Genomic DNA, 20,658 nt, shown 5'->3' with positions numbered 1-20,658 from the left:
GTGGTCCGAGCGATCGGCGGTCACGGCCGGCTGAGTTGGCAGCTCAGCGGGTCGCAACAGCACCGGCTACGGCAATCGGCGCGACGGCGCGCGCCCTGCCTGGCAGTCATTTCGGTCAGGAGGGGACAGCTCGACCATGTCCATGAGGCACGAAACACTCCGCAGTCGACGATGGCACGCGGCCGGGGCCGCGCTGCTGCTCGTCGCCAGTACGGTCGCCACCACGGTCACGACCTCGCTCACCACGGCCGGGAGCGCACAGGCGCACACCATCAACGCCGCCGACTTCCAGCAGGTGGAGTTGGCGCGCGGGGTGGCCGAGATGGGCGAGCCGATGTCGCTGGCGGTACTGCCGGACCGCTCGGTCCTGCACACCGCCCGCAACGGCACCCTGCGGCGTACCGACGCGGCCGGCAACACGACCGTGATCGGTACGTTGCCCGTCTACACCCACGACGAGGAGGGGTTGCAGGGCGTCGGGGTCGACCCGGGCTTCGCCAGCAACCGCTTCATCTACCTCTACTACGCTCCGCCGCTGAGCACCCCCGCCGGTGACGCGCCGGCCAGCGGCACGCCCGCGCAGTTCGCGCCGTTCGCCGGGGTCAACCGGCTGGCCCGGTTCACGCTGAACGCGGACTTCACGCTGAACACGGGCAGCCAGGTGACGGTGCTGGACGTGCCGGCCGACCGGGGTATGTGCTGCCACGTCGGTGGCGACATCGACTTCGACGCCGCCGGCAACCTGTACCTGTCGACGGGGGACGACAGCAACCCGTTCGAGTCGAACGGCTACTCGCCGCTGGACGAGCGGACCAACCGCTACCCGTCGTACGACGCGCAGCGCAGCGCGGGCAACACGAACGACCTGCGCGGCAAGATCCTGCGGATCAAGGTGAACGCCAACGGGACGTACTCGATCCCGGCGGGGAACCTGTTCGCCCCGGGCACCGCGAACACGCGGCCGGAGATCTACGCGATGGGCTTCCGCAACCCGTTCCGGATCAGCGTGGACAAGGCCACGGGTGCCGTGTACGTGGGCGACTACGGCCCGGACGCGGGCTCGACCGACCCGAACCGGGGCCCCAGCGGCCAGGTCGAGTTCAACCGGATCACGTCGCCCGGGAACTACGGCTGGCCGTACTGCACGGGTACGAACACGTCGAGCGAGACGTACAACGAGTGGGACTTCGCCAGCAACACCGGCGGCGCGAAGTACAACTGCACGGGCGGGCCGACGAACAACTCGTTCCGCAACACCGGGCAGACGACGCTGCCGGCGGCCCGGCCCGCCTGGATCAAGTACGCCGGTGACTCCGGCACGCCGCCGGAGTTCGGCGGCGGCTCCGAGTCGCCGATGGGCGGCCCGGTGTACCGGTACGACGCGGCGCTCAACTCGTCGATCAAGTTCCCGCAGTCCTTCGACGGGCAGTTCTTCGCCACCGAGTTCGGCCGCGGCTGGATCAAGCCGATCCACGTCAACGCCGACGGCTCGCGCGGGACGATCGACACGTTCCCGTGGACGGGCAAGCAGGTGATGGACTCGGCGTTCGGCCCGGACGGCGCGTACTACGTGCTCGACTACGGGACGGGATACTTCAACGGGGACGCCAACTCGGCGCTCTACCGGTTCGAGTACGTCGGCGGTGGCAACCGGGCGCCCACGGCGGTGGCCAGCGCGAACCGTACGTCGGGGCCGGCGCCGCTGACCGTGGCGTTCTCCTCGGCGGGCTCGTCCGACCCGGAGGGCGGCGCGCTCACCTACTCGTGGAACTTCGGCGACGGCACCAGTTCGACCGCGGCCAACCCGTCGAAGACGTACACCACCAACGGGACGTACACCGCGACGCTGACCGTGCGGGATCCGGCCGGCGCCACGGGTAGCTCCAGCGTGGTCATCAGCGTGGGCAACAGCGCCCCGACGGTCACCATCAACACCCCGATCAACGGGCAGTTGGTCGCCTTCGGCGACACCGTGCCGTTCCAGATCACGGTGACCGACCCGGAGGACGGTACGGTCGACTGCGCCCGGGTGACGATGACCTACGTGCTCGGCCACGACCAGCACGGCCACCAGATCACCTCGAAGACCGGCTGCACGGGTTCGATCACGATCCCCGTGGACGGGGAGCACGACAGCGCGGCGAACATCTTCGCCATCTTCGACGCGGCGTACACCGACAACGGCGGGCTGACCACGCACACCCAGCACACCCTGCAGTTCAAGCACCGGCAGGCCGAGCACTTCAAGACCTCGTCGGGGATCAACACGTTCACCAAGACGCCGGCCGAGGGCGGCAAGACCGTCGGTGACATCAACAACGGCGACTGGATCGCGTTCGAGCCGTACCGGCTCGCGGACGCGACCTCGTTCACCGCCCGGGTCTCCTCCGCCGGCTCCGGCGGCACCCTCCAGGTCCGGGCCGGCTCGCCCACCGGCACGGTGCTGGGCTCGGCGACCGTACCGGTGACCGGCGGCTGGGAGACCTTCACCACGGTGACCGGCACGATCTCCGGCGCGCCGGCCGGCACCACCACGCTCTACCTGACCTTCGCGGGTACGGGGACCGGCGCGCTCTACGACCTCGACGCGTTCACCTTCGTCACGGGGGGCACCCCGGGCGGCGGCAACGGGCAGGTCAAGGGGCTGGCGGGCAAGTGCCTGGACGTCGACAACGGCGCGAGCGCCGACGGTACCCAGGTGCAGCTCTGGACCTGCAACGGCAGCGCGGCGCAGACGTGGACGGTGACCGGTTCCACGCTGCGGGCGTTGGGCAAGTGTCTGGACGTGTCGGGCGCCGGCACCGCCGACGGTACGAAGATCCAGATCTGGACCTGCAACGGCACCGGCGCCCAGAACTGGGCGTCGCAGGCCGACGGGACGCTGCGTAACACGTCCTCCGGCAAGTGCCTGACCATCCCGGGCACCAGCTCCGCGGACGGGCAGGACGCCCAGCTCTGGGCCTGCACCGGCGCGGCGAACCAGAAGTGGACGCTGCCCTGACCCGGTAGCGGCAAGGCCGGGCCGCCGCGACGGCCCGGCCACCCGGCCCCCGCCGACCCCGGCGCCGGCCAGGTGGTCCGGGCCGCCGCGCGGCCACCGGGAAGGGCCCCTTGTCGCCCCGTCGCACCGGCTTCGAGAGGACCGGTACGACGAAGGGGCCCTTCCCACCACCCCGACCCGAGCCCACCACCTCGATCCGGGAGAACGCTCCGATCCGGGAGCACCGCCTCCTCGACAGGGAGACCACCATGCGCAGACTCCTCCGCCCGCTGCTCGGCGCGGCGACCGCGACGCTGGCCGTGCTGGCCTGCACCACTCCGGCCACGCCGGCCAGCGCCGCCGACGCCCCCTACGACGTACTGGTCTTCTCGAAGACCGCCGGCTTCCGCCACGACTCGATCCCCAACGGCATCCAGGCCATCCGGGAGCTGGGCGCGGCGAACAACTTCACGGTCACCGCGACCGAGGACGCCGCCGCGTTCACCACCGCCAACCTGGCCCAGTACGAGGCGGTCGTCTTCCTCAGCACCACCGGCGACGTGCTCAACGCCACCCAGCAGAGCGCCTTCGAGTCGTACATCCGGGGCGGCGGCGGGTACGTCGGCGTGCACGCCGCGGCCGACACCGAGTACGACTGGCCGTTCTACGGCGAACTGGTGGGCGCCTGGTTCTCGTCGCACCCGGCGATCCAGCAGGCCAACATCAAGGTCGAGGACCGGGGCCACGCCGCCACGGCCCACCTGCCGCAGACCTGGACCCGCACCGACGAGTGGTACAACTACCGCACCAACCCGCGCTCGACCGCGCACGTGCTGGCCACCCTCGACGAGTCGTCGTACTCGGGCGGCGGCATGGGGGCCGACCACCCGCACGCCTGGTGCAAGGCGTACGCCGGCGGCCGCTCCTTCTACACCGGCAGCGGCCACACCCAGCAGTCCTACACCGAGGCGGCGTTCCGGGCCCACCTGCTCGGTGGCATCCGGTACGCGTCCGGGCGCAGCAAGGCCGACTGCCGGCCGGAAACCGGGTACACCGCCCTCTACAACGGCTCCACGGCCGGCTGGTCGCAGGCGGGACCGGGCAGCTTCACCAACTCCGACGCCACCCTCACCTCGGTCGGCGGCATGGGCCTGTTCTGGTACAGCAACAAGCAGTTCACGTCGTACTCGCTGAAGCTGGACTGGCGGATGGCCGGCGACGACAACTCGGGCGTCTTCATCGGCTTCCCGGCCTCCAGCGACCCGAACTCGGCGGTCAACAACGGGTACGAGATCCAGATCGACCCGACCGACACGCCGGACCGCACCACCGGCTCCGTCTACAGCTTCAAGTCGGCCGACCTCGCGGCCCGGGACGCGGCGCTGAACCCGGCGGGGGAGTGGAACACCTACGAGCTGCTCGTCGAGGGTGAGCGGCTGCAGATCTTCCTCAACGGAGTGAAGATCAACGACTTCACGAACACCGACCCGGTCCGTTCGCTCGCCGGCTACGTCGGCATCCAGAACCACGGCACCGGCGACGACGTCTCGTTCCGCAACATCCGGATCAAGGAGCTCGGCGGCACGCCGCCCACCGGCGGCGAGACCACCGTGCAGGCGGAGAGCTTCAGCTCCACCGGCGGCGTGCAGGTCGTCGGCAAGACCGGCGCCAACGGCGGCTCGACCATCGGCTACATCGACAACGGGGACTGGGCGGGCTACACCGGGCTCGACCTCACCGGCGCCACCTCGCTGCGGGCCCGGGTCGTCTCCGGGGGAGCGGGCGGCACGCTGCAGCTGCGTACCGGCTCCACCACCGGCCCGGTGCTCGGCTCGGTGGCGGTACCGAACACCGGCGGCTGGGAGAGCTACGCGAACGTCTCCACCACGCTCAGCGGCGTGCCCAGCGGCACGCAGAACGTGTACCTGACCTTCACGGGCAACGGTACGGGGCTGTTCGACGTGGACGACTTCACGCTCGTGCGCGGCACCGGCGGCGGTACGCCCGGCACCGGCCCGGTCAAGGGGCTCGCCGGCAAGTGCCTCGACGTCGACAACGGCGGTACCGCCGACGGTACCCAGGTGCAGATCTGGACCTGCACCGGCGCGGCCCGGCAGACCTGGACGGTGACCGGGCAGACGCTGCGGGCGCTCGGCAAGTGCCTGGACGTTTCGGGCAGCGGCACCGCCGACGGTACGAAGATCCAGCTCTGGACCTGCAACGGCACCGGCGCCCAGAACTGGGCGGCGCAGGCCGACGGCACGCTGCGCAACCCGTCCTCCGGCAAGTGCCTGGACGTGTCGAACAACAGCTCCGCCGACGGCCAGGACGTGCACCTCTGGACCTGCACCGGCGCGGCGAACCAGAAGTGGACCCTGCCCTGACCTGATTCCGCGACGGGCGGCGTCGAGGGGCTCGCTCCGGGCGAGCCCCTCGACGTCCGTCCCGGGGGCCCTCGCGGTGTGGCAAGGGCCCCTTCCGAACACCCGTGGCGCCGGCCTAGAGTGTTCACGGCGACCCGTGGGAGTGGCCGGCGACCCGGTGCGGGAGGCGCAACCCGCCCGGCTCGGATGCCTGGCATGTCCCGGTTCCGCGTACCCCGGGTCGGCGTCCTGCCCGGACCGGTCATCCTCGCCCCAGTCCCCGCCGCCCTCGGCGGCGCACCACGCGAATCCCGCGGTACCGACAGGGGAGAACATCATGGCGCGACCCATCACCCTCTTCACCGGCCAGTGGGCCGACCTCCCGTTCGAGGAGGTGTGCCGGCTCACCTCCGAGTGGGGCTACGACGGACTCGAGATTGCCTGCTGGGGCGACCACTTCGAGGTCGACAAGGCGCTCGCCGACGACTCGTACGTCGACCGCAAGCGGGAGACGCTGGCCAAGTACAACCTGAAGGTCTACGCGATCTCGAACCACCTGGTCGGGCAGGCGGTCTGCGACCACCCGATCGACGAGCGGCACCAGGGCATCCTGCCCGCCCGCATCTGGGGCGACGGCGAGCCGGAGGGGGTCCGGCAGCGGGCCGCCGAGGAGATCAAGAACACCGCCCGCGCCGCCGCCAAGCTCGGCGTCAAGACGGTGATCGGCTTCACCGGCTCCTCGATCTGGCACACGCTCGCGATGTTCCCGCCGGTACCGCCGTCGATGATCGAGCGCGGCTACCAGGACTTCGCCGACCGCTGGAACCCGATTCTGGACGTCTTCGACGAGGTCGGCGTGCGGTTCGCGCACGAGGTGCACCCGAGCGAGATCGCGTACGACTACTGGACCACCAAGCGGACCCTGGAGGCGATCGGGAACCGGCCCGCGTTCGGGCTCAACTGGGACCCGTCCCACTTCGTCTGGCAGGAGCTGGACCCGGTCAACTTCATCTTCGACTTCGCCGACCGGATCTACCACGTGGACTGCAAGGACGCGAAGGTCCGTACCGGTGACGGCCGGCGCGGGCGGCTCGCCTCCCACCTGCCCTGGGCCGACCTGCGCCGGGGCTGGGACTTCGTCTCCACCGGCCATGGCGACGTGCCGTGGGAGGACTGCTTCCGGGCGCTGAACGCGATCGGCTACGACGGCCCAATCTCGATCGAGTGGGAGGACGCCGGCATGGACCGGCTCGTCGGGGCGCCGGAGGCACTCCAGTTCGTCCGCCGGCTGGCGTTCGACGCTCCGGCCGCGGCGTTCGACGCCGCCTTCGCCAGCAAGGACTGAGCGAGCGCCCGCGCACGCGGCGGCGCGGACCGGGGGAGCGGCCTCGCCGGTGTGTGCGTGGCCGGGGGAGCGGTCGCCCTCGCCCGGTGCCCGCGTGGGCGCGGCGGCGGAAGCCCGGGTACGACGACGATCCCGGTGGTCAGGGCGGCGAGACGACAATCCGCCGAATCTCGCCCTGGCCACCGGGATCCGCGTCCTGCCGCCGTCCGGCGCCGAGGCGCTCGGGCGGCGTCGCGTCCGGGCGCGCTCGGACGGCGTCGCGTCCGAACGGCCCGGCCGTTCGCGGCGCCGACCCGGACACCGGGCCGGACGGCTCTTCGACGGTCAGAGGCCGGTGCCGTTGGCGTTCGGGCCGGACGGGTTGCTCCGCGGCGTGGCCGAGGTCGAGCTCGACTTGCTCCCCGAGCCGCCGCTGGTCGACGTCGCGTACGCGCCGTCCGACCTGGGCAGCTCCGTGGTGCGCTCGCTGTCCCCGGTGATGCCGCCGAGCTTCTCGCCCAGCCGGGTGTGGCTCAGCCGCTCCCGGCCCTCGGTGTAGAGGCGGGTGGCCTGTGCCTGGGCCACGCCGGCCGCCTCCTGCACGGTGGGGTGGTCGAGCACCTTGCGGCCCTGGAGGACCAGCTGCTCGTACTTCTCCCGACCGGCGCGGGCGCCCAGGACGAAGCCCGCGGCCAGCCCGCCGATGAACAGAAGCTTTCCGCGCATCCGCGGCTCCTCTCGTACCTGACGCGGGGTTGACGACCGGTCGTCCCCGGTCGGCCACCCTGTCGCGCCTGCGTCGTCTGTCCTCAGGTAAGTACCCATCCTCCTCCGCGCTCATGCGTGGCGGGGCCACCTGTCGATTTGTCCGATTCCGCGTTGCGCCCCGCACACCGCCCGCCGATCAAGGAGTTGTGGCGGACCTTATGCCGCTTTAGCCCCTTCTGGGCCGACCACAAGTCCATGATCGGCGGGGTGGGGGCGGGGTGGGGGCGGGACCGGACGGCCGGGCGGGGAGGGAACAACCCGGTGGACCAACACCCCCGGGAGTCCTGTACTCTTATGCCGTCGCAAGGGCGCCGGAGAGATCCGGAGCCAGCCGCGATCCCCTGTAGCTCAATTGGCAGAGCAGCCGGCTGTTAACCGGCAGGTTATTGGTTCGAGTCCAATCGGGGGAGCTTTTCCCACCAGCCCGCCCGTCGGCCCCGCCGGCGGGCATCGTCGTATCTGCGGGCCCGCGTCGCCGGGCCGGGTGCGCGCGGCGCACGACGGCGGCGGGAGGGAGGTGGCCGTGGCACCCGAACTGCCCGACGAGACAGACGTGGTGATCGTCGGCGGTGGGCTGGCCGGACTCGCCGCCGCCCGCCGGCTGCACCGCGCCGGCGTACCGTGGCTGCTGCTGGAGGCCGGCGACCGGCTCGGCGGGCGGGTGGCCACCGACGCGGTCGACGGGTACCTGCTCGACCGGGGATTCCAGCTCGTCAACACCGCGTACCCGAGGCTCGGCGGCCTGGTCGACCTGGCGACGCTGGAACTCCGCTACTTCACCCCCGGCGTGCTGGTGCGCCGCGGCGAGGCGCTGGTGCGGCTGGAGCACCCGCTGCGCCGCCCCACCGCCGGGCCGCGCGCCGCCCGCGCCCGCGTCGGCAGCGTCCTCGACCGGCTGCGCCTGGCGCTCCTCGCGGGCGGCTGCGCCACGCTGCCCGTCCACCGGCTGCTGGCCGCGCCCGAGGTCACCACCGAAACCGCCCTGCGCCGCGCCGGGCTCTCCGACGCGATCGTCGAGGAACTGCTCCGCCCCTTCCTCTCCGGCGTCTTCGCCGACCGGGAGCTGGAGACCTCCAGCCACGTGCTCGCGCTGGTGGCGCGCTCGTTCGTGCGCGGGCGGCTCGGCGTACCGGCCGGCGGGATGGGACGGCTGCCGGAGGCGGTCGCCGTACCGCTGCCGGACTCGCTGCTCGTCACCGGGGTACCGGTCGAAGCCGTCGAGCCGGGGCTGGTGCGTACCCCGTCGGGCGCCGTGCGCTGCCGGGCCGTACTGGTGGCGGTCGACCCGCCGGCCGCGAGCCGGCTGCTCCCCGCGCTCGGCCGCATCCGGATGCACCCGCTCACCACGTACTACCACTCGACCGACCGGCCGCCGACGAGCGCACCGATCCTGCTGGTCGACGGCGACCGGCGGGAACTGGTCGCGAACACGGTGGTGGTGAGCCGGGCCGCGCCCGGGTACGCCCCGCCGGGGCGGCACCTGGTCGCCACCACGGTGGTCGGCCGGGCGGGACCGACCGCGCCGCCGGAGCCCGCCGTACGCCTCGAACTGGCCCGGCTGTACGGCCGCGCCACCGCCGACTGGGAACATCTGACGACGGTCTCGCTGCCGGCGGCCCTGCCCGCCGCGCCGCCGCCCCAGGGCCGACTGCGCCGGCCGGCCCGGGTGGGAGAGGGGATCTTCGTGGCCGGTGACCACCGGGACAGCCCCTCGATCCAGGGGGCGCTCGCCAGCGGCTGGCGGGTCGCCGGCTCCGTGGTCGACACGCTGCGCGCCGCGCCGGCGGGCTGACGGGCGGTCGGGCTTCCGGACCTGGTACGCCGCTGAGCTGCGGTTTCCCCGGCGGGCGAGCGGGCCGGTGTGCGGAGCCGGCCCGTGGTGACCCCGTAAGTTCCGGATCGTAGGCTAGGCTGTCGCCCGGCGGGGGGCGGTAGCTCAGCCGGTTAGAGCAGGGGACTCATAATCCCTCGGTCGCGGGTTCGAGTCCCGCCCGCCCCACCAGCACAAACGCTAGATAGTAGATCTTGGTTTTCCGCCTCTGGGTGCACCGTGGGTGCATCGCTTCCCAGACAGTAGCCCGGCCGCCGCCAACTGGCTGGCAATGGCCGGGTTCGCGATCTAGTAAATTGTCCGACCTATGCCTTTGGTGACCACGCCTGCCCAACCCGGCCCGTGGTGGTCGACCAGTTGATCGAGTATCCAGCGTTGAGTTGCGGCGACCAGTCGGGGGCAGACGAGGCTTGCCCTACCCGCCCCCGCAGTCGCCGAAAAAGAGCAACCGCACCCTCTGGATCGTGCTCGCCGCTGTCGGCGGCGTCCTGGTGCTCGCCTGCCTCGGATGCGGCGTCCTCGCCGCGATCGGCGCAAACCAGGACGATCCCAGGCAGGCAAGCCAGGCGCCAGCACCGACGCTCAGCCTGCCCGCGGTACCGAGCCAGCAGCCGACCACCGCCGCGCCTTCGAAAGCGGCATCATCCGGAGCTACATCTACATCGGCAGTCCTGAAGGTGGCTACCGTGCCGAACCTAATCGGCAAGAACGCCGCCATAGCGGACGATGAACTCAAGCGGCTCGGCTTCACCAATATCCAGTACGGGTCGGCGGATCCGGACGACAAGGTCGTTCTGTTGCTGGCCAACTGGACGGTGACGAAGCAGTCAGCGAAGGCGGGGGAGAGGCTTCCGTCGGATGCGCTGATCGTGCTGACCTGCACCAAGCAGTAACCGCAGCCTCGGGTATCGAGCGGGTGCCGGTCGGCAGCGAGCCGCAACATCAGTTCGTTGCCGACCCGGATCCGGTTGGTGCCGTGCCACACGATCACGTGCGCCTGATGCGGTCGCGTCAGGGCTCGTTTGATGTCGCGGCTCACCACCCCAGGCCCGCCATCGGGCTGCTCCTGCTCCCACCGTGCGGCAGTCCACTCGGCCGGAGATCCATCGTGGACTGTCCTGCGGTCAGCTGACCGGGCGCACCGTACGCCTCCTCCGAGGCGCGCGGAGGGGCTGAAATCGCGTTTCCGTCGCTGTTACGCATCTAATACGCTGCGCGCGCAGTCCGCGGTACGGCGGCCCGCGCCGACCGGACCATCGAGGTCCGGTCACACGTCACTGGGGAGGACACATGGTCGCTGGGCACCTTCGCGCAGTCTCACGAATCTCGGCCACCGTAACTGCGGCCACGGTGCTGCTCGCGGCGGCGGCAGCACCGGCCGTCGCGGCAGGGAACCCGGAGATCGGCTTCTCGGGCATCGCTTTTGCGACGGACCACGTCGACACCACCACCGGCGGCACGACCGTCACCCTGAACTGGACGGTGACCGACACGTCGACCACCGCCCACGACCTCAGCGGCAGCATCTATGTGCAGGGTTACAGCGGCACCACCGCGGTCGGGCCGGTCGAGCAGATCCGGTTCAGTCTCGACGGCGGGTGGCCCGTCGTCGGGCCGTACACAGGCGAGATCGCCAGCTCGTCATACGCGTACGACTTCCACCTGACCGAGTACGGTCCGGCCGCGCCGGTGACCTACCGCGTCAATAGGATCACCGCAACCGACGACCAGGGCACCACGCGGACCCTGTCCGGCGACGAGATCAGCCCGGCTGCCGTGCTGGCGGCCACCCAAACCCCCGACACCGCGCCGCCGGTGACAGACGGGGTCTGGCTCGCCTCGCCGACCAAGAATCAGGTATACGACGACGGCTCCGGTGCAACCCTGCGCTACGGCCTGTACGTCCAGGACGAGCCGGGCGCGGGCTTCTGGGAGGGTCACATCGTGCTGGACGGCCCCGGCACCATCGAGGTCGTCGCACCGATCACCCTGGGATACAGCGACCAGGGCGGCATGCTCTGCGGTGACATGCAGAACTGGGACTCCTGGTTCGTCGGGTGCGAACTGCCGGTAACGCTGCCTGCGGGCAGCCCCACCGGCGACTGGGAAGTGAAGGAGGTCAGCCTGACTGACCGGGCCGGCAACACCGAGCGCTACACCGGCCTCGATGCGCAGACGGTGCGGGTCACTCGCAACGAGGTAATAAGCGCCAGCGGGTTCGCGTTGAGCCCGACGCAGGTGAACAACTGGCGCCAGTCGGCGACGACCACGTTGACGTTTAGCGCGAGCGGAGTACAGGGCGGGCTGACCGCCACGGTCGCGACCTCGGGCTGCTCGACCTGGAACCAGGTGCTGACGGAGGGACCGGCGGGTACGTACTCACTCCCGGTGGTGATGCATGAGCTGAACAGCTCCTGCACCATCGACGGTATTCTGCTCACCGACGCGGCCGGTGCGGTTTCGGTGTACGGTGCCTACTACGGCGGGCCCGTGCTGGACCTGCGGGCCACTCGGGTGCCCGACACGGCCAGGCCGGTGGCGATCGCGGCAGCGCTGAGCCGCACCGAGGCCGCTCCGGGTGACCTGTTCAACGGCATCAGCGTCAACGTCATCATCGACGACGTCACGCTTGCTCCAGTGACCGGGTTCTCGACCACCATCTACAACTCCCTCGGTCACTCGGTGGGCGGCGCGAGCGGCGGCGTCCGTGTCGGGCCCGATGGGCACGTCTCGCTGCCGGTGTCCTTCTCCGCCCTGCCGACAGGGACGTACACGGTGGGCTTCACGCTCAGCACCTCGGCGGGTAACGGGGCGTCCTGGGGGTACCCCAACGGCGGTACTCCGGCACCGTCCGGGCCGCTGGTGTTCACCAGCCTGCCAGCGGCCTGACCTGCCGCGCGTTGCGCCTGGTGAACGACCAGTCGCGGCCACGACCGCGCCGATGTCCTCGACGATCAGCGCGGTGAACCGGTCCGCGTGCCGGGCGGCGTACTGGTGCGCGTTTACGCCGCCGAGTGAGTGGCCCAGCACCGCCGCAGGACCGACTCGCAGATTCCGGTGGAAGGCGGTGACGTCGGCGACGTAGCCGTCCCGCTCGTGTCTCTCGGCACCATCCGACGCTCCATGCCCACGCTGACCGGGCGCGATCACCCGCCACCGCGGCGCCAACACCTCAGCCAGCGGCGCGAATGCCGACGATTTGTCGCGGGGCCGGCCGCGGGGCGGGGCCAGCCCGATCCCGGCCCGCATACCGCCCGGCGCACTCTGCCGCATACTTGCCGCTGGTGACCGAGGGCACTGTGCATTCGGCCGTCCGGCGAGGTGCAATCGATTGTGTGAGCAGAAGACGGCTTGGTGAGTGACGTCGTGAGATGCGCCCCGCCGACCTGCGATCCAGGTCTCGTCGCCGGCGGTCCCGTCCCGTCGCCGGACGAGTCGGCCCCGGACGAGTCGGCCCCGGACGAGTCGGCCCCGGACGAGTCGGCCCCGGACGAGTCGGCCCCGGACGAGTCGGCCCCGGACGAGTCGGCCCAGGCGTCGGCGGCACCGTACCGCCAGCGTTGGGCGGTGGAGACGATGGCCGTCGGGCCCCACGACCGGCTGTTGGAGATCGGATGTGGCCGTGGCGTGGCGGTCTCCCTGGTCGCCGGTCGGCTCACCACCGGCCGGATCGTCGCGATCGACCGGGCGGCGACGATGGCCCGGCTCGCGACCGAGCGCAACGCCAGCCACATCGACTCGGGCACGGTCGAGATCCGATGCGCGGAGTTCGCGTCGGTGGACCTCCCGGCCGGGTACTTCACCAAGATCTTCGCGGTGAACGTCAACCTGTTCTGGCTGGGCGCGGCGACGCGGCAGATCGACCGGATCCGGAGCCTGCTGGCGCCGGGCGGACGGCTCTACGTCTTCGGCGAGCGGCCCACGTCCGTGCATCCCGAGGCGAACCTCACCTCCACGGAGCGGCTGCTCCGGGCCCAGGGGTTCACCACCACCGCAACGACCGAGGCCCGCGGGCAGGGCCGGGTGCTCACCTGCGTCACCGCCACGCCGATACCGGTCGCCGCCCCGCCGGGATGAGCCCGCCCCCACCCCGGGGATGAGCCCGCCCCCACCCCGGGATGAGCCCCGCCCCCACCCCGGGATGAGCCCGCCCCCACGCCGGGGTAAGCCCGCTGCCCCCGCCGGGATGAGCCCGCGCTGACCCCGCCGCCTACCGCCTCGATTCCGGCCGCCGGGTCGAGCGCTCGTGGCCGGCGACCACCAGCAGGAGCGCGGTGACCAGGCCGAGCGCGGCCAGGGCGGACAGGTGGCGTCCCACCGGCAGCAGCACCAGCGCGGCGCCGATCGCGGCGAGCTGCGCCCGGGGCGCCGAGCGGACGGCGATCCAGAGGAACAGTGGCCGGCCGGCCAGGTAGAGGGCGACCCCGCCGTAGAGGGCGATGGTCGCCGGCCAGCCCAGCGGCTCGCCGGCGAACCGGCCGGACCGCTCCTCGGCCAGGTCGGACACGACCTGTTCGACCCCGAGCGCCAGGTAGATGATTCCGACGATCAGCAGCAGGTAGGCCAGGCCGTACCCGTCGGCGGCGATCCGGTCGCGCTGTCGGGCGGCCGCCTGGTCGAGCGTACGGGCCACGGCCGGCCCGACGTACTCGAAGTACGTCCGCCACAGGCACACCGTCGCGACGAAGGCCAGCAGCGCCGCCACCAGCACCGGCGCGCGCGTGACGACGGTGCCGGCCCCGGTACCCACGGAGATCAGCGATTCGCCGAGGGCGATGATCAGCGCCAGGTTGTGCCGCTCGCTGAAGTGACCGGGGCTGCGCAGCCGCCAGCCCCCGGTGGCCGCGAGCATCGTCCGCTGTCCGCCGATGTCGACGGCCAGCGACACCGCCCAGAGCAGGGTCTGCGTCTCGCCGCCGGCGACCGCGCCGAGGACGAGCGGGATCCAGGCGAGGACGATCGGGATCGCGATCAGCCGCAGCCCGAACCGGACCCGTGGGTCGTGCGCGGTCACCTGGTAGTAGAGGACGATCTGTACGGCCCGCAGCGCGATGTAGGCGCCGACCAGGATCAGCGGTGCCGCCATGGTGCCGGCGGGGGTGCGCCAGGCGGCCGGGATCACGAGCGCGGCCACGAAGAGCGCGGCCATCGCCAGCAGCGTGCCGCCGCGGATCAGCCCGACGTCGGCCCGGGCCTGGTTGCTCAGCCAGGTGTACGAGGCCCAGGAGAACCAGAGCAGCAGCAGGAGCAGGGCTCCCCGCCCCATGCTGATGAAGCTGGGTGGATGCCCCATGAAGGCGATGATCCGGGTCAGCGCGAAGACGAAGACGAGGTCGAAGAAGATCTCGAAGAGGGTCGCGCGCTGGTTCTCGACGCTGGTCGGCACCGTCCGGGACCGGAGGAAGTCCCGTATCCCCCGCCCCCGGGGCGACGCCGACACCGACCTGGTCCGGCGCTCAGGGTCGCCCGGCGATGCGGATCACCGGGCCAACCGCCGTCATGGCCGTCGCCGTTCCCGCTCAACCCCCGGTCAAACGCGTTCGGCTGGACCTACCCGGCGGGGTGCCAGCCGAGCAGCGGGCCGAGCCGGCTCGCCATGTCGGTGAGGATCTGGACGTAGTCCGCGGGTGCGAAGGTGAACGGCAGGGCGAAGGCGACCTCGGTCACCTCGCGGAACGCGGCGTGCGCGGACAGGCGCTCGGCGATCACCTCGGCCGGGCCGACGAGGTCGGGTGCGAACATCATCCGGGCCGGTCCCTGCGGCGACGCGGTCCGGGGCGCGCGCTGCCGGGCGTACTCCTCGTAGCGGGCGCGCTGGTCGGCGGTGGCCGTGTCGGTGGGGATGACGACCAGGCCCTGGGAGACGCGGGCCCGGTCGCCGTCCGGGTGGTGGGCCCGGAAGGTACGGATCTGGGCGAGCTGGATCTCGGCGAAGTCCGTCGACTCCTCGGCCTTCACCACGCTGCTGGTGAGCAGGTTCATGCCCTGCTCGCCGGCCCAGCGGGCCGAGCGGAGGCTGCCGGCGCCGTACCACATCCGGCCGGCGAGACCGGGGGAGTGGGGCTGCACCCGCCGGGAGTACACCTCGACGCCCTCGACGCCCTCGAAGTCGCTGGCCGGTTCGCCCCGGACAAGGTCGAGCAGGCGCCGTACCCGGGGATAGCCGAACTCCTCGGCGTCGGCGGTGTCCGGGTACAGCGATCCCCGTACGCGGTTGTAGTGCATCGGCGGCCCGACGCTCACTCCCGGGTTGAGCCGACCGCCGGAGAGGACGTCGACGGTGGCCAGGTCCTCGGCGAGGCGCAGCGGGTTCTCCCAGCCGAGCGGGATGACCGCGGTGCCGAGTTCGATGCGGCTGGTGCGCTGCGAGGCCGCCGCCAGGACGGCGATCGGCGAGGAGATGCCGTACTGCAGGTGGCGGTGGCGCACCCACGCGCTGTCGAAGCCGAGCCGCTCGCCCAGCACGATGAGCTCCAGCGTCGACTCGTGGCCCGCGCGCGGGTCGGCCTCGTCGAACAGGCCGATGGTGAGGAAGCCGAGCTTCCGCAGCGGGGTCGAGGGTACGGGCACGGGCTCCTCCGGCACGGTCGGACGGCGACGGCGACGGCGTAACCATAGTCCCCTTAACCGATCGGAAAACAGGCAGAGCGCTCACCGGGGGAACCTCCGCGCCGCCGCCGGGCGCGCTCGGTAGATTCGGGGACGCACCGGGGAAGAGGGGGAACGACATGACGCGGGCGCCGCTGCGGGTGGGGCTCCTGGGGTACGGGCTGGCCGGGCGGGTGTTCCACGCCCCGCTGATCGCCGCGACGCCGGGGCTGCGGCTGGACGCCGTGGTGACCCGCGACCCGGGTCGGCGCGAGCAGGTGCGGGCCGACCACCCGGACGCCCGGCTCCTCGCCGACGCCGACGAGCTGTGGCGGGCCGCGGAGACGGTGGACCTGGTCGTGGTCGCCACCCCGAACCGGCAGCACGTGCCGCTGGCCCGGGCGGCGATCCGCGCCGGCCTGCCCGTGGTGGTGGACAAGCCGCTCGCGCCCACCTCGGCCGAGGGGCGGGCGCTGGTCGGGGAGGCCGCCGCGGCGGGGGTACCGCTCACGGTGTTCCAGAACCGCCGCTGGGACGGCGACTTCCTGACCGTACGGCGGCTGGTCGAAGAGGGGCGCCTGGGCCGGGTCCACCGCTTCGAGTCCCGGTTCGAGCGGTGGCGACCGGCGATCAAGCCGGGCTGGCGGGAGTCCGGCGCCGTCGGCGAGGCGGGCGGTGCGCTGTTCGACCTCGGCGCGCACCTGATCGACCAGGCGCTCCGCCTGTTCGGGCCGGCCGAGCGGGTCTACGCCGAGGTGGACCGGCGGCGGCCCGGGGTCGAGGTGGACGACGACGCCTTCGTCGCGTTGACCCACACCGGCGGGGTCCGCTCGCACCTCTGGATGAGCGCGGTGGCCGCGCAGACCGGCCCGCGGCTGCGGGTGCTCGGCGACCGGGCCGCGTACGTCGTCGACGAACTGGACGTCCAGGAGGCGCTGCTGCGCGCCGGCCACCGGCCGGACGACCCGTCCTGGAGCCGGGTCGACCCGTCGGCGTACGGCCGGTTGGGCGCCGACGGCGAAGCGCCCACGGTGCCCACCGAGAACGGGCGCTACCAGGAGTTCTACGCGCGGGTCGCGGCGGCGCTGACCGGCGGCGGCCCGATGCCGGTCGACCCGGCCGACGCGGTCGAGGTGGTGGCGCTGATCGAGCTGGCCCACGAGGCCGCGGCCCGGGGCGTGACGCTGCCGGTACCGCCGACCCGCTGAGCCCTAGTGCCCTGACCAGAAACGTTGACGGTGTTGGTCAGGCCGCTGCCCGTGCGGTCTGACCCCATCGGTGCTGGCGTTCGGAGCGGATCCGGGCGCGTTCGCGGCGTTGCACGGTGTTCCCACCAGCGGAGGCGAGCCCCGCGGGTCGAGCGGCGTGTCATCCAACGCCGTGTACGTTTCTGGTCAGAGCACTAGAAAGGGGCGTCATCGTAGATGCCCTGCCGCGGCTCGTAGGCCGGCATCGCGGGCTCCGTCCAACGAAGGTCGTGCTCACCCCAATAACGCAGGTTGAGCACTGCGGTTTCGGTGTGACGCCAGTGCGGGTCGGCGGCGATAGCGGCTCTGACGCGGGCGGACAGGGCAGCGCGGTGCGGGGTGAGTTCGGGTGCGGAGGCCAGGTTCACAGCGGCGATGAGGGCGGCGTCGCGCACGTTCTCGTCGGGGTCGTCGAGGCAGGCGGTGACCACGGCGTAGAGTCGCGGCCGCATCGGGCGGAGCGGACCGCCGATGTTCTCGCCTCCGGCGGCGTCATCGCCGAACCACTCCCGCCACTGGACACCCATCGCGTAGCCGAGCTGGGACAGCCAGAGCAGCAGTGCGGCCCGCAGCGGTCCGTCACCATATTCGCGGGTGGGGCCGGGCTGGGCCCGGACCCGCGGGTCGGCCAGCGCCACGGCGACGAACCGGGCCGCCGCGGGTGTCGCCTCGTAGAAGGTGCCCTGGTGAAACAACTCCTCCCACAGGTGGGAGAGAGCCCGCCGCGCGTCGTCACGGTCACCGGTCAGTAGCCCCGCCAGGAGTCGCGGCGTCTCCGGCCAGGCTGGCCCGTGGCTGTGTGCCAGTGCCCGCCAGTTGGTCTGTTCGAGAACGGCTTCCGGACGCATCAGTGGAGCCTAGTGCCATGGCCGACACGGTCAACGTTTCTGGTCAGGGCACTAGCGAACGCCGTTGCGTCGGGCGGAAAGGTCGAACGACAGCGGTCGAATTCCTTTGCCAGGATGGGGGCGTGACAGACCCGACCGCGCTGCTGAACCTCGTGCTCGCCGCCGTCAGCACCGTGGCCGGCGTCGTGGGGACCATCGCCACCGTCGCCCAGGCCCGGCGTTCCCGGCGGGAGGCGGACGCCGGACGTTCGGCGCCGCCCCGGGCCGGTGAAACACCCCCGGCGGCACCCCCGGCCGGTTCGGCCGATTCCGCGATCCGTCCCGCCGAGAGTCCGGCCCGTCCCGCCGACACTCCAATGTGGCCTGCCGAGGGCCCGACCGGTCCCGCCGAGGATTCGACCCGACCCGCCGGGACCGCCGCGTCCGCGCCGCCCGGCCCGGCACCGTCGCCGCCGATCCCGTCCGCGCCGCCCCGGGCGGCATCGCTGCCCGGGTACGCGCGGCCCGCACGACCGCCCGCGCCACCGGTACGACCGGTCCGGTGGCGGCCGACGTGGCAACCGGCCGCCCTGGCGCTGACCAGCGGGCTGCTGACCGGGATCGTTCTCGTGGGCCAGGAGGCGTGGCCCGGAAGCCGGCAGGGCTGGACGGTCCTGGGCTGCTGGCTGCTCGGCGTGCTGGTCGTGCTGGTGGCGGTGGCCACGCTCGTCCGCATCGTCGCCGAGGCCGGTTGGCGGCACTGGCGCTGGTCGGACGCCGGCGCGATCCTGCTGCTCGTCGTCGCCGTGGCGGCGAGTCCCGGCATCCTGGTCACCTACGTGGTGGTGCGGGGAGTCGTCGCCCACCTGTGAGGAGGCAGCCCGGCGGTGACCCACGGCTCCCGGACGCCGGTGTGGACGGTGCCGGCCCGACCGTCCGCCTCGGCGGTCGGGTCGGGGGCGTCAGCGGGTCGGGTCGCCGGGCTGCGTCGGGTCGCCGGGCTGCGTCGGGTCGCCGGGCTGCGGCGCGGTCGCGGGGGCGGCGGCCGGCGGGTTCGACCGGGACCCGCCCAGGACCATCAGGGCGATGCCGCTCGCCGCGGTGGCGGCCAGCGCGAGCGCGGCCACCGGCACGTCGACCATGAACGCGATCCGCCAGTCCAGCGCCCGGGTCAGCACGCTGCTGATGACGGGTCCGATCAGGAGGGCGACGCCGAGCGCGATGCCGAGCACCAGCCGCGCCCGGCTACGCCAGCGACCCAGTTGACCGGAGATGGCGAAGGCGACGCCGAGCACGGTCCCGGCGCCGAGCCCGGCGAGCACCTGCCCGACCGCCAGCACCGCCGCACCCGGCGCGAACGCGCTCACCAGGCTCCCGAGGAGTACGAGCACCAGTGCCGGGGCCGCGGTCGCGGTGGGCCACCGCCGGCCGAGCAGGTGGCCGGGCACGACCAGAGCCGCCGTCGCCACCACGTACGGCGCGACCAGCGTCGCCGCCATGCCCCCGGCGGAGAGGTGCAGGCTGCGCTGGATCGTTCCGCCCAGCGTCCCGATGGGGGCGGTGAGCAGCCCGGCGGCGAGCAGTGCGCCGAGCGCCGGGCCGGCGAGCGACCAAAGTGGGCGTACCACCGGCGGTTGGGGGGTCGACGCCGGGTATCCGGGTGAGGTCACCCGGCGAGTGTAGTGCGCCGTGCAGGCACCGACCGATGTGGCGGCTGGCCCCGCTCGTCGGCGGGCGGCCCGCTCGCGCTGCCGTACGGCGGCAAGCTTCCGTACGGCGGCGGACTACCAGCCGGTGGCCCGGTTCCGGACGGTGGCGGGCTACCAGGCGGTGGCGCCGCCCTCGACCGGGATGTTGGCACCGGTCAGGTACGCCGCCCGGTCGGAGGCAAGGAAGGCGCCCAGCTCGACGACCTCCTCGGGCTGGGCGAAGCGCTTGAGCAGGGTCTTGCGGGTGATCGCGTCCCGGGCGGCCTGGTTGTCCCCGAGGTCGCGGTCGCTGGCCGGGGTCAGGACCGGACCGGGGCTGATGGCCAGCACCCGGATCCCGGCCGGCGCGCCTTCGAGCGCGAGTTGCCGGGTCATGCCGATGATGGCGGCGTTCGCCGCACAGTGCCCGACCATCGGGGGAACCTCGCCGGCGATCATCCCGGCCATGGAGGCGACGTTGATGATGACGCCGCCGCCGCGCCGGACCAGGTGCGGCCACGCGAACTTCGAGACGAAGAAGGGGATGTCGAGTTCGCCGGCGATGGTCGCCCGCCAATCCTCGACGGAGTAGTCGGGCATCGGGCCGAAGCGCAGCGAGGCGGCGTTGTTGTAGACCACGTCGAGCCCGCCGTAGGCGCCCGCGGCCTCCTCGACGAACCGCCGGGCCTGCTCGGGGTCGGTAAGGTCGACCGGTGCGATGGCGGTCATCTCGCCGCCGCCGCGGCGTACGAGTTCGGCCGTCTCGTCGTTGCCGGCGGCCTGGATGTCGCAGCCGACAACCTTCGCGCCCTCCCGCGCGAAGACCAGCGCGGCGGTGCGGCCCATGCCGCCGCCGGTGCCGGTGATGATCACCACCTTGTCGTCGAGCGTGCCCATCCGCTTCCTCTCGCCCCGTTGTTCCGCACGGTACCGGCACCGGGAGCGCGGTGATCCGGATTCGGGCGGAAAGGCGGCGCACTCCGAGGGCTGGCCCGCGTCCACCCGGCCCGGCTGGCCCGGCCCGGTGGCCCCGGTGGGCGGC

General features: G+C 72.4%; 15 protein-coding genes, 2 tRNA genes and 1 pseudogene. 11 read left to right on the top strand and 7 right to left on the bottom strand.

All coding sequences use genetic code 11. The features are described from left to right. Positions 1–136: 136 nt before the first annotated feature. The 3 genes from AB0J86_RS15390 to AB0J86_RS15380 all read left to right on the top strand — a co-directional run bounded on the left by AB0J86_RS15390 (position 137) and on the right by AB0J86_RS15380 (position 6,688). Entirely contained in the window at positions 137–3,001 is a 2,865-nt protein-coding gene (locus AB0J86_RS15390) for a PQQ-dependent sugar dehydrogenase (protein WP_363857395.1), read from the top strand. Positions 3,002–3,249: 248 nt separating this feature from the next. Further along, positions 3,250–5,364: a ThuA domain-containing protein gene (locus tag AB0J86_RS15385; protein WP_363857393.1), complete on the top strand. Its 2,115-nt coding sequence runs from the start codon at positions 3,250–3,252 to the stop codon at positions 5,362–5,364. A 316-nt stretch (positions 5,365–5,680) separates the two neighbouring features. Then, positions 5,681–6,688, top strand: a complete 1,008-nt coding sequence (locus tag AB0J86_RS15380) for a sugar phosphate isomerase/epimerase family protein (protein ID WP_363857391.1) — start codon at positions 5,681–5,683, stop codon at positions 6,686–6,688. 324 nt (positions 6,689–7,012) lie between these two features. Here the strand turns inward: AB0J86_RS15380 and AB0J86_RS15375 are convergent, their stop codons facing one another. Beyond that, positions 7,013–7,393 carry a hypothetical protein gene (locus tag AB0J86_RS15375; RefSeq protein WP_363857389.1) on the bottom strand — a complete coding sequence of 127 codons (381 nt, stop codon included), beginning with the start codon at positions 7,391–7,393 and terminating at the stop codon, positions 7,013–7,015. Positions 7,394–7,772: 379 nt separating this feature from the next. On the opposite strand from AB0J86_RS15375, the gene AB0J86_RS15370 reads away from it, so the two are divergent. The 5 genes from AB0J86_RS15370 to AB0J86_RS15350 all read left to right on the top strand — a co-directional run bounded on the left by AB0J86_RS15370 (position 7,773) and on the right by AB0J86_RS15350 (position 12,155). Next, a tRNA-Asn gene (locus tag AB0J86_RS15370) sits at positions 7,773–7,845 on the top strand. Between the two features lie 113 nt (positions 7,846–7,958). Beyond that, complete coding sequence (locus AB0J86_RS15365) at positions 7,959–9,227, top strand: NAD(P)/FAD-dependent oxidoreductase (protein ID WP_363857387.1); 1,269 nt, start codon at positions 7,959–7,961, stop codon at positions 9,225–9,227. Between the two features lie 133 nt (positions 9,228–9,360). Next, positions 9,361–9,437, top strand: a tRNA-Ile gene (locus AB0J86_RS15360). Between the two features lie 293 nt (positions 9,438–9,730). Beyond that, the gene (locus AB0J86_RS15355) at positions 9,731–10,159 is read left to right on the top strand and encodes a PASTA domain-containing protein (RefSeq protein WP_363857385.1); all 429 of its coding nucleotides are present in this window, start codon (positions 9,731–9,733) and stop codon (positions 10,157–10,159) included. A 457-nt stretch (positions 10,160–10,616) separates the two neighbouring features. After that, positions 10,617–12,155, top strand: coding sequence for a hypothetical protein (locus AB0J86_RS15350; RefSeq protein WP_363857383.1), 1,539 nt, complete (start codon positions 10,617–10,619; stop codon positions 12,153–12,155). Positions 12,156–12,224: 69 nt separating this feature from the next. On the opposite strand, the pseudogene AB0J86_RS15345 reads toward AB0J86_RS15350, so the two are convergent. Next, a pseudogene (locus tag AB0J86_RS15345) lies at positions 12,225–12,515 on the bottom strand (alpha/beta fold hydrolase); the annotation flags it as partial. Positions 12,516–12,620: 105 nt separating this feature from the next. On the opposite strand from AB0J86_RS15345, the gene AB0J86_RS15340 reads away from it, so the two are divergent. Then, positions 12,621–13,343: a methyltransferase domain-containing protein gene (locus tag AB0J86_RS15340; RefSeq protein ID WP_363857381.1), complete on the top strand. Its 723-nt coding sequence runs from the start codon at positions 12,621–12,623 to the stop codon at positions 13,341–13,343. A gap of 133 nt (positions 13,344–13,476) precedes the next feature. Here AB0J86_RS15340 and AB0J86_RS15335 read toward each other — a convergent pair whose 3' ends face one another. Together AB0J86_RS15335 and AB0J86_RS15330 are read right to left on the bottom strand one after the other, a co-directional pair. After that, positions 13,477–14,652 carry a low temperature requirement protein A gene (locus AB0J86_RS15335; protein WP_363857379.1) on the bottom strand — a complete coding sequence of 392 codons (1,176 nt, stop codon included), beginning with the start codon at positions 14,650–14,652 and terminating at the stop codon, positions 13,477–13,479. 164 nt (positions 14,653–14,816) lie between these two features. Next, positions 14,817–15,836 (bottom strand): LLM class flavin-dependent oxidoreductase, encoded by a 1,020-nt coding sequence (locus tag AB0J86_RS15330; protein ID WP_363857378.1) that lies wholly within the window; start codon positions 15,834–15,836, stop codon positions 14,817–14,819. 158 nt (positions 15,837–15,994) lie between these two features. On the opposite strand from AB0J86_RS15330, the gene AB0J86_RS15325 reads away from it, so the two are divergent. Next, positions 15,995–17,062 carry a Gfo/Idh/MocA family oxidoreductase gene (locus AB0J86_RS15325; protein WP_363857376.1) on the top strand — a complete coding sequence of 356 codons (1,068 nt, stop codon included), beginning with the start codon at positions 15,995–15,997 and terminating at the stop codon, positions 17,060–17,062. 194 nt (positions 17,063–17,256) lie between these two features. Here the strand turns inward: AB0J86_RS15325 and AB0J86_RS15320 are convergent, their stop codons facing one another. After that, positions 17,257–17,949, bottom strand: coding sequence for a hypothetical protein (locus AB0J86_RS15320; protein WP_363857374.1), 693 nt, complete (start codon positions 17,947–17,949; stop codon positions 17,257–17,259). A 122-nt stretch (positions 17,950–18,071) separates the two neighbouring features. Here AB0J86_RS15320 and AB0J86_RS15315 point away from each other — a divergent pair, with 122 nt between their 5' ends. Continuing rightward, entirely contained in the window at positions 18,072–18,800 is a 729-nt protein-coding gene (locus tag AB0J86_RS15315; protein WP_363857372.1) for a hypothetical protein, read from the top strand. A 90-nt stretch (positions 18,801–18,890) separates the two neighbouring features. On the opposite strand, the gene AB0J86_RS15310 is transcribed toward AB0J86_RS15315, so the two are convergent. Continuing rightward, on the bottom strand, positions 18,891–19,598 hold the full coding sequence (locus AB0J86_RS15310) for an MFS transporter (RefSeq protein WP_363857371.1): 708 nt from the start codon (positions 19,596–19,598) through the stop codon (positions 18,891–18,893). Between the two features lie 150 nt (positions 19,599–19,748). Then, positions 19,749–20,513, bottom strand: coding sequence for an SDR family NAD(P)-dependent oxidoreductase (locus AB0J86_RS15305; protein ID WP_363857369.1), 765 nt, complete (start codon positions 20,511–20,513; stop codon positions 19,749–19,751). Positions 20,514–20,658: the final 145 nt, after the last annotated feature.

This window comes from Micromonospora sp. NPDC049559, assembly GCF_040676675.1.
In the GTDB taxonomy this organism is placed as follows: Bacteria; Actinomycetota; Actinomycetes; order Mycobacteriales; family Micromonosporaceae; genus JBFAPK01.
The sequence above is the reverse complement of the archived record's forward strand: the minus strand, read 5'-3'. Positions and strand labels throughout refer to the sequence as shown.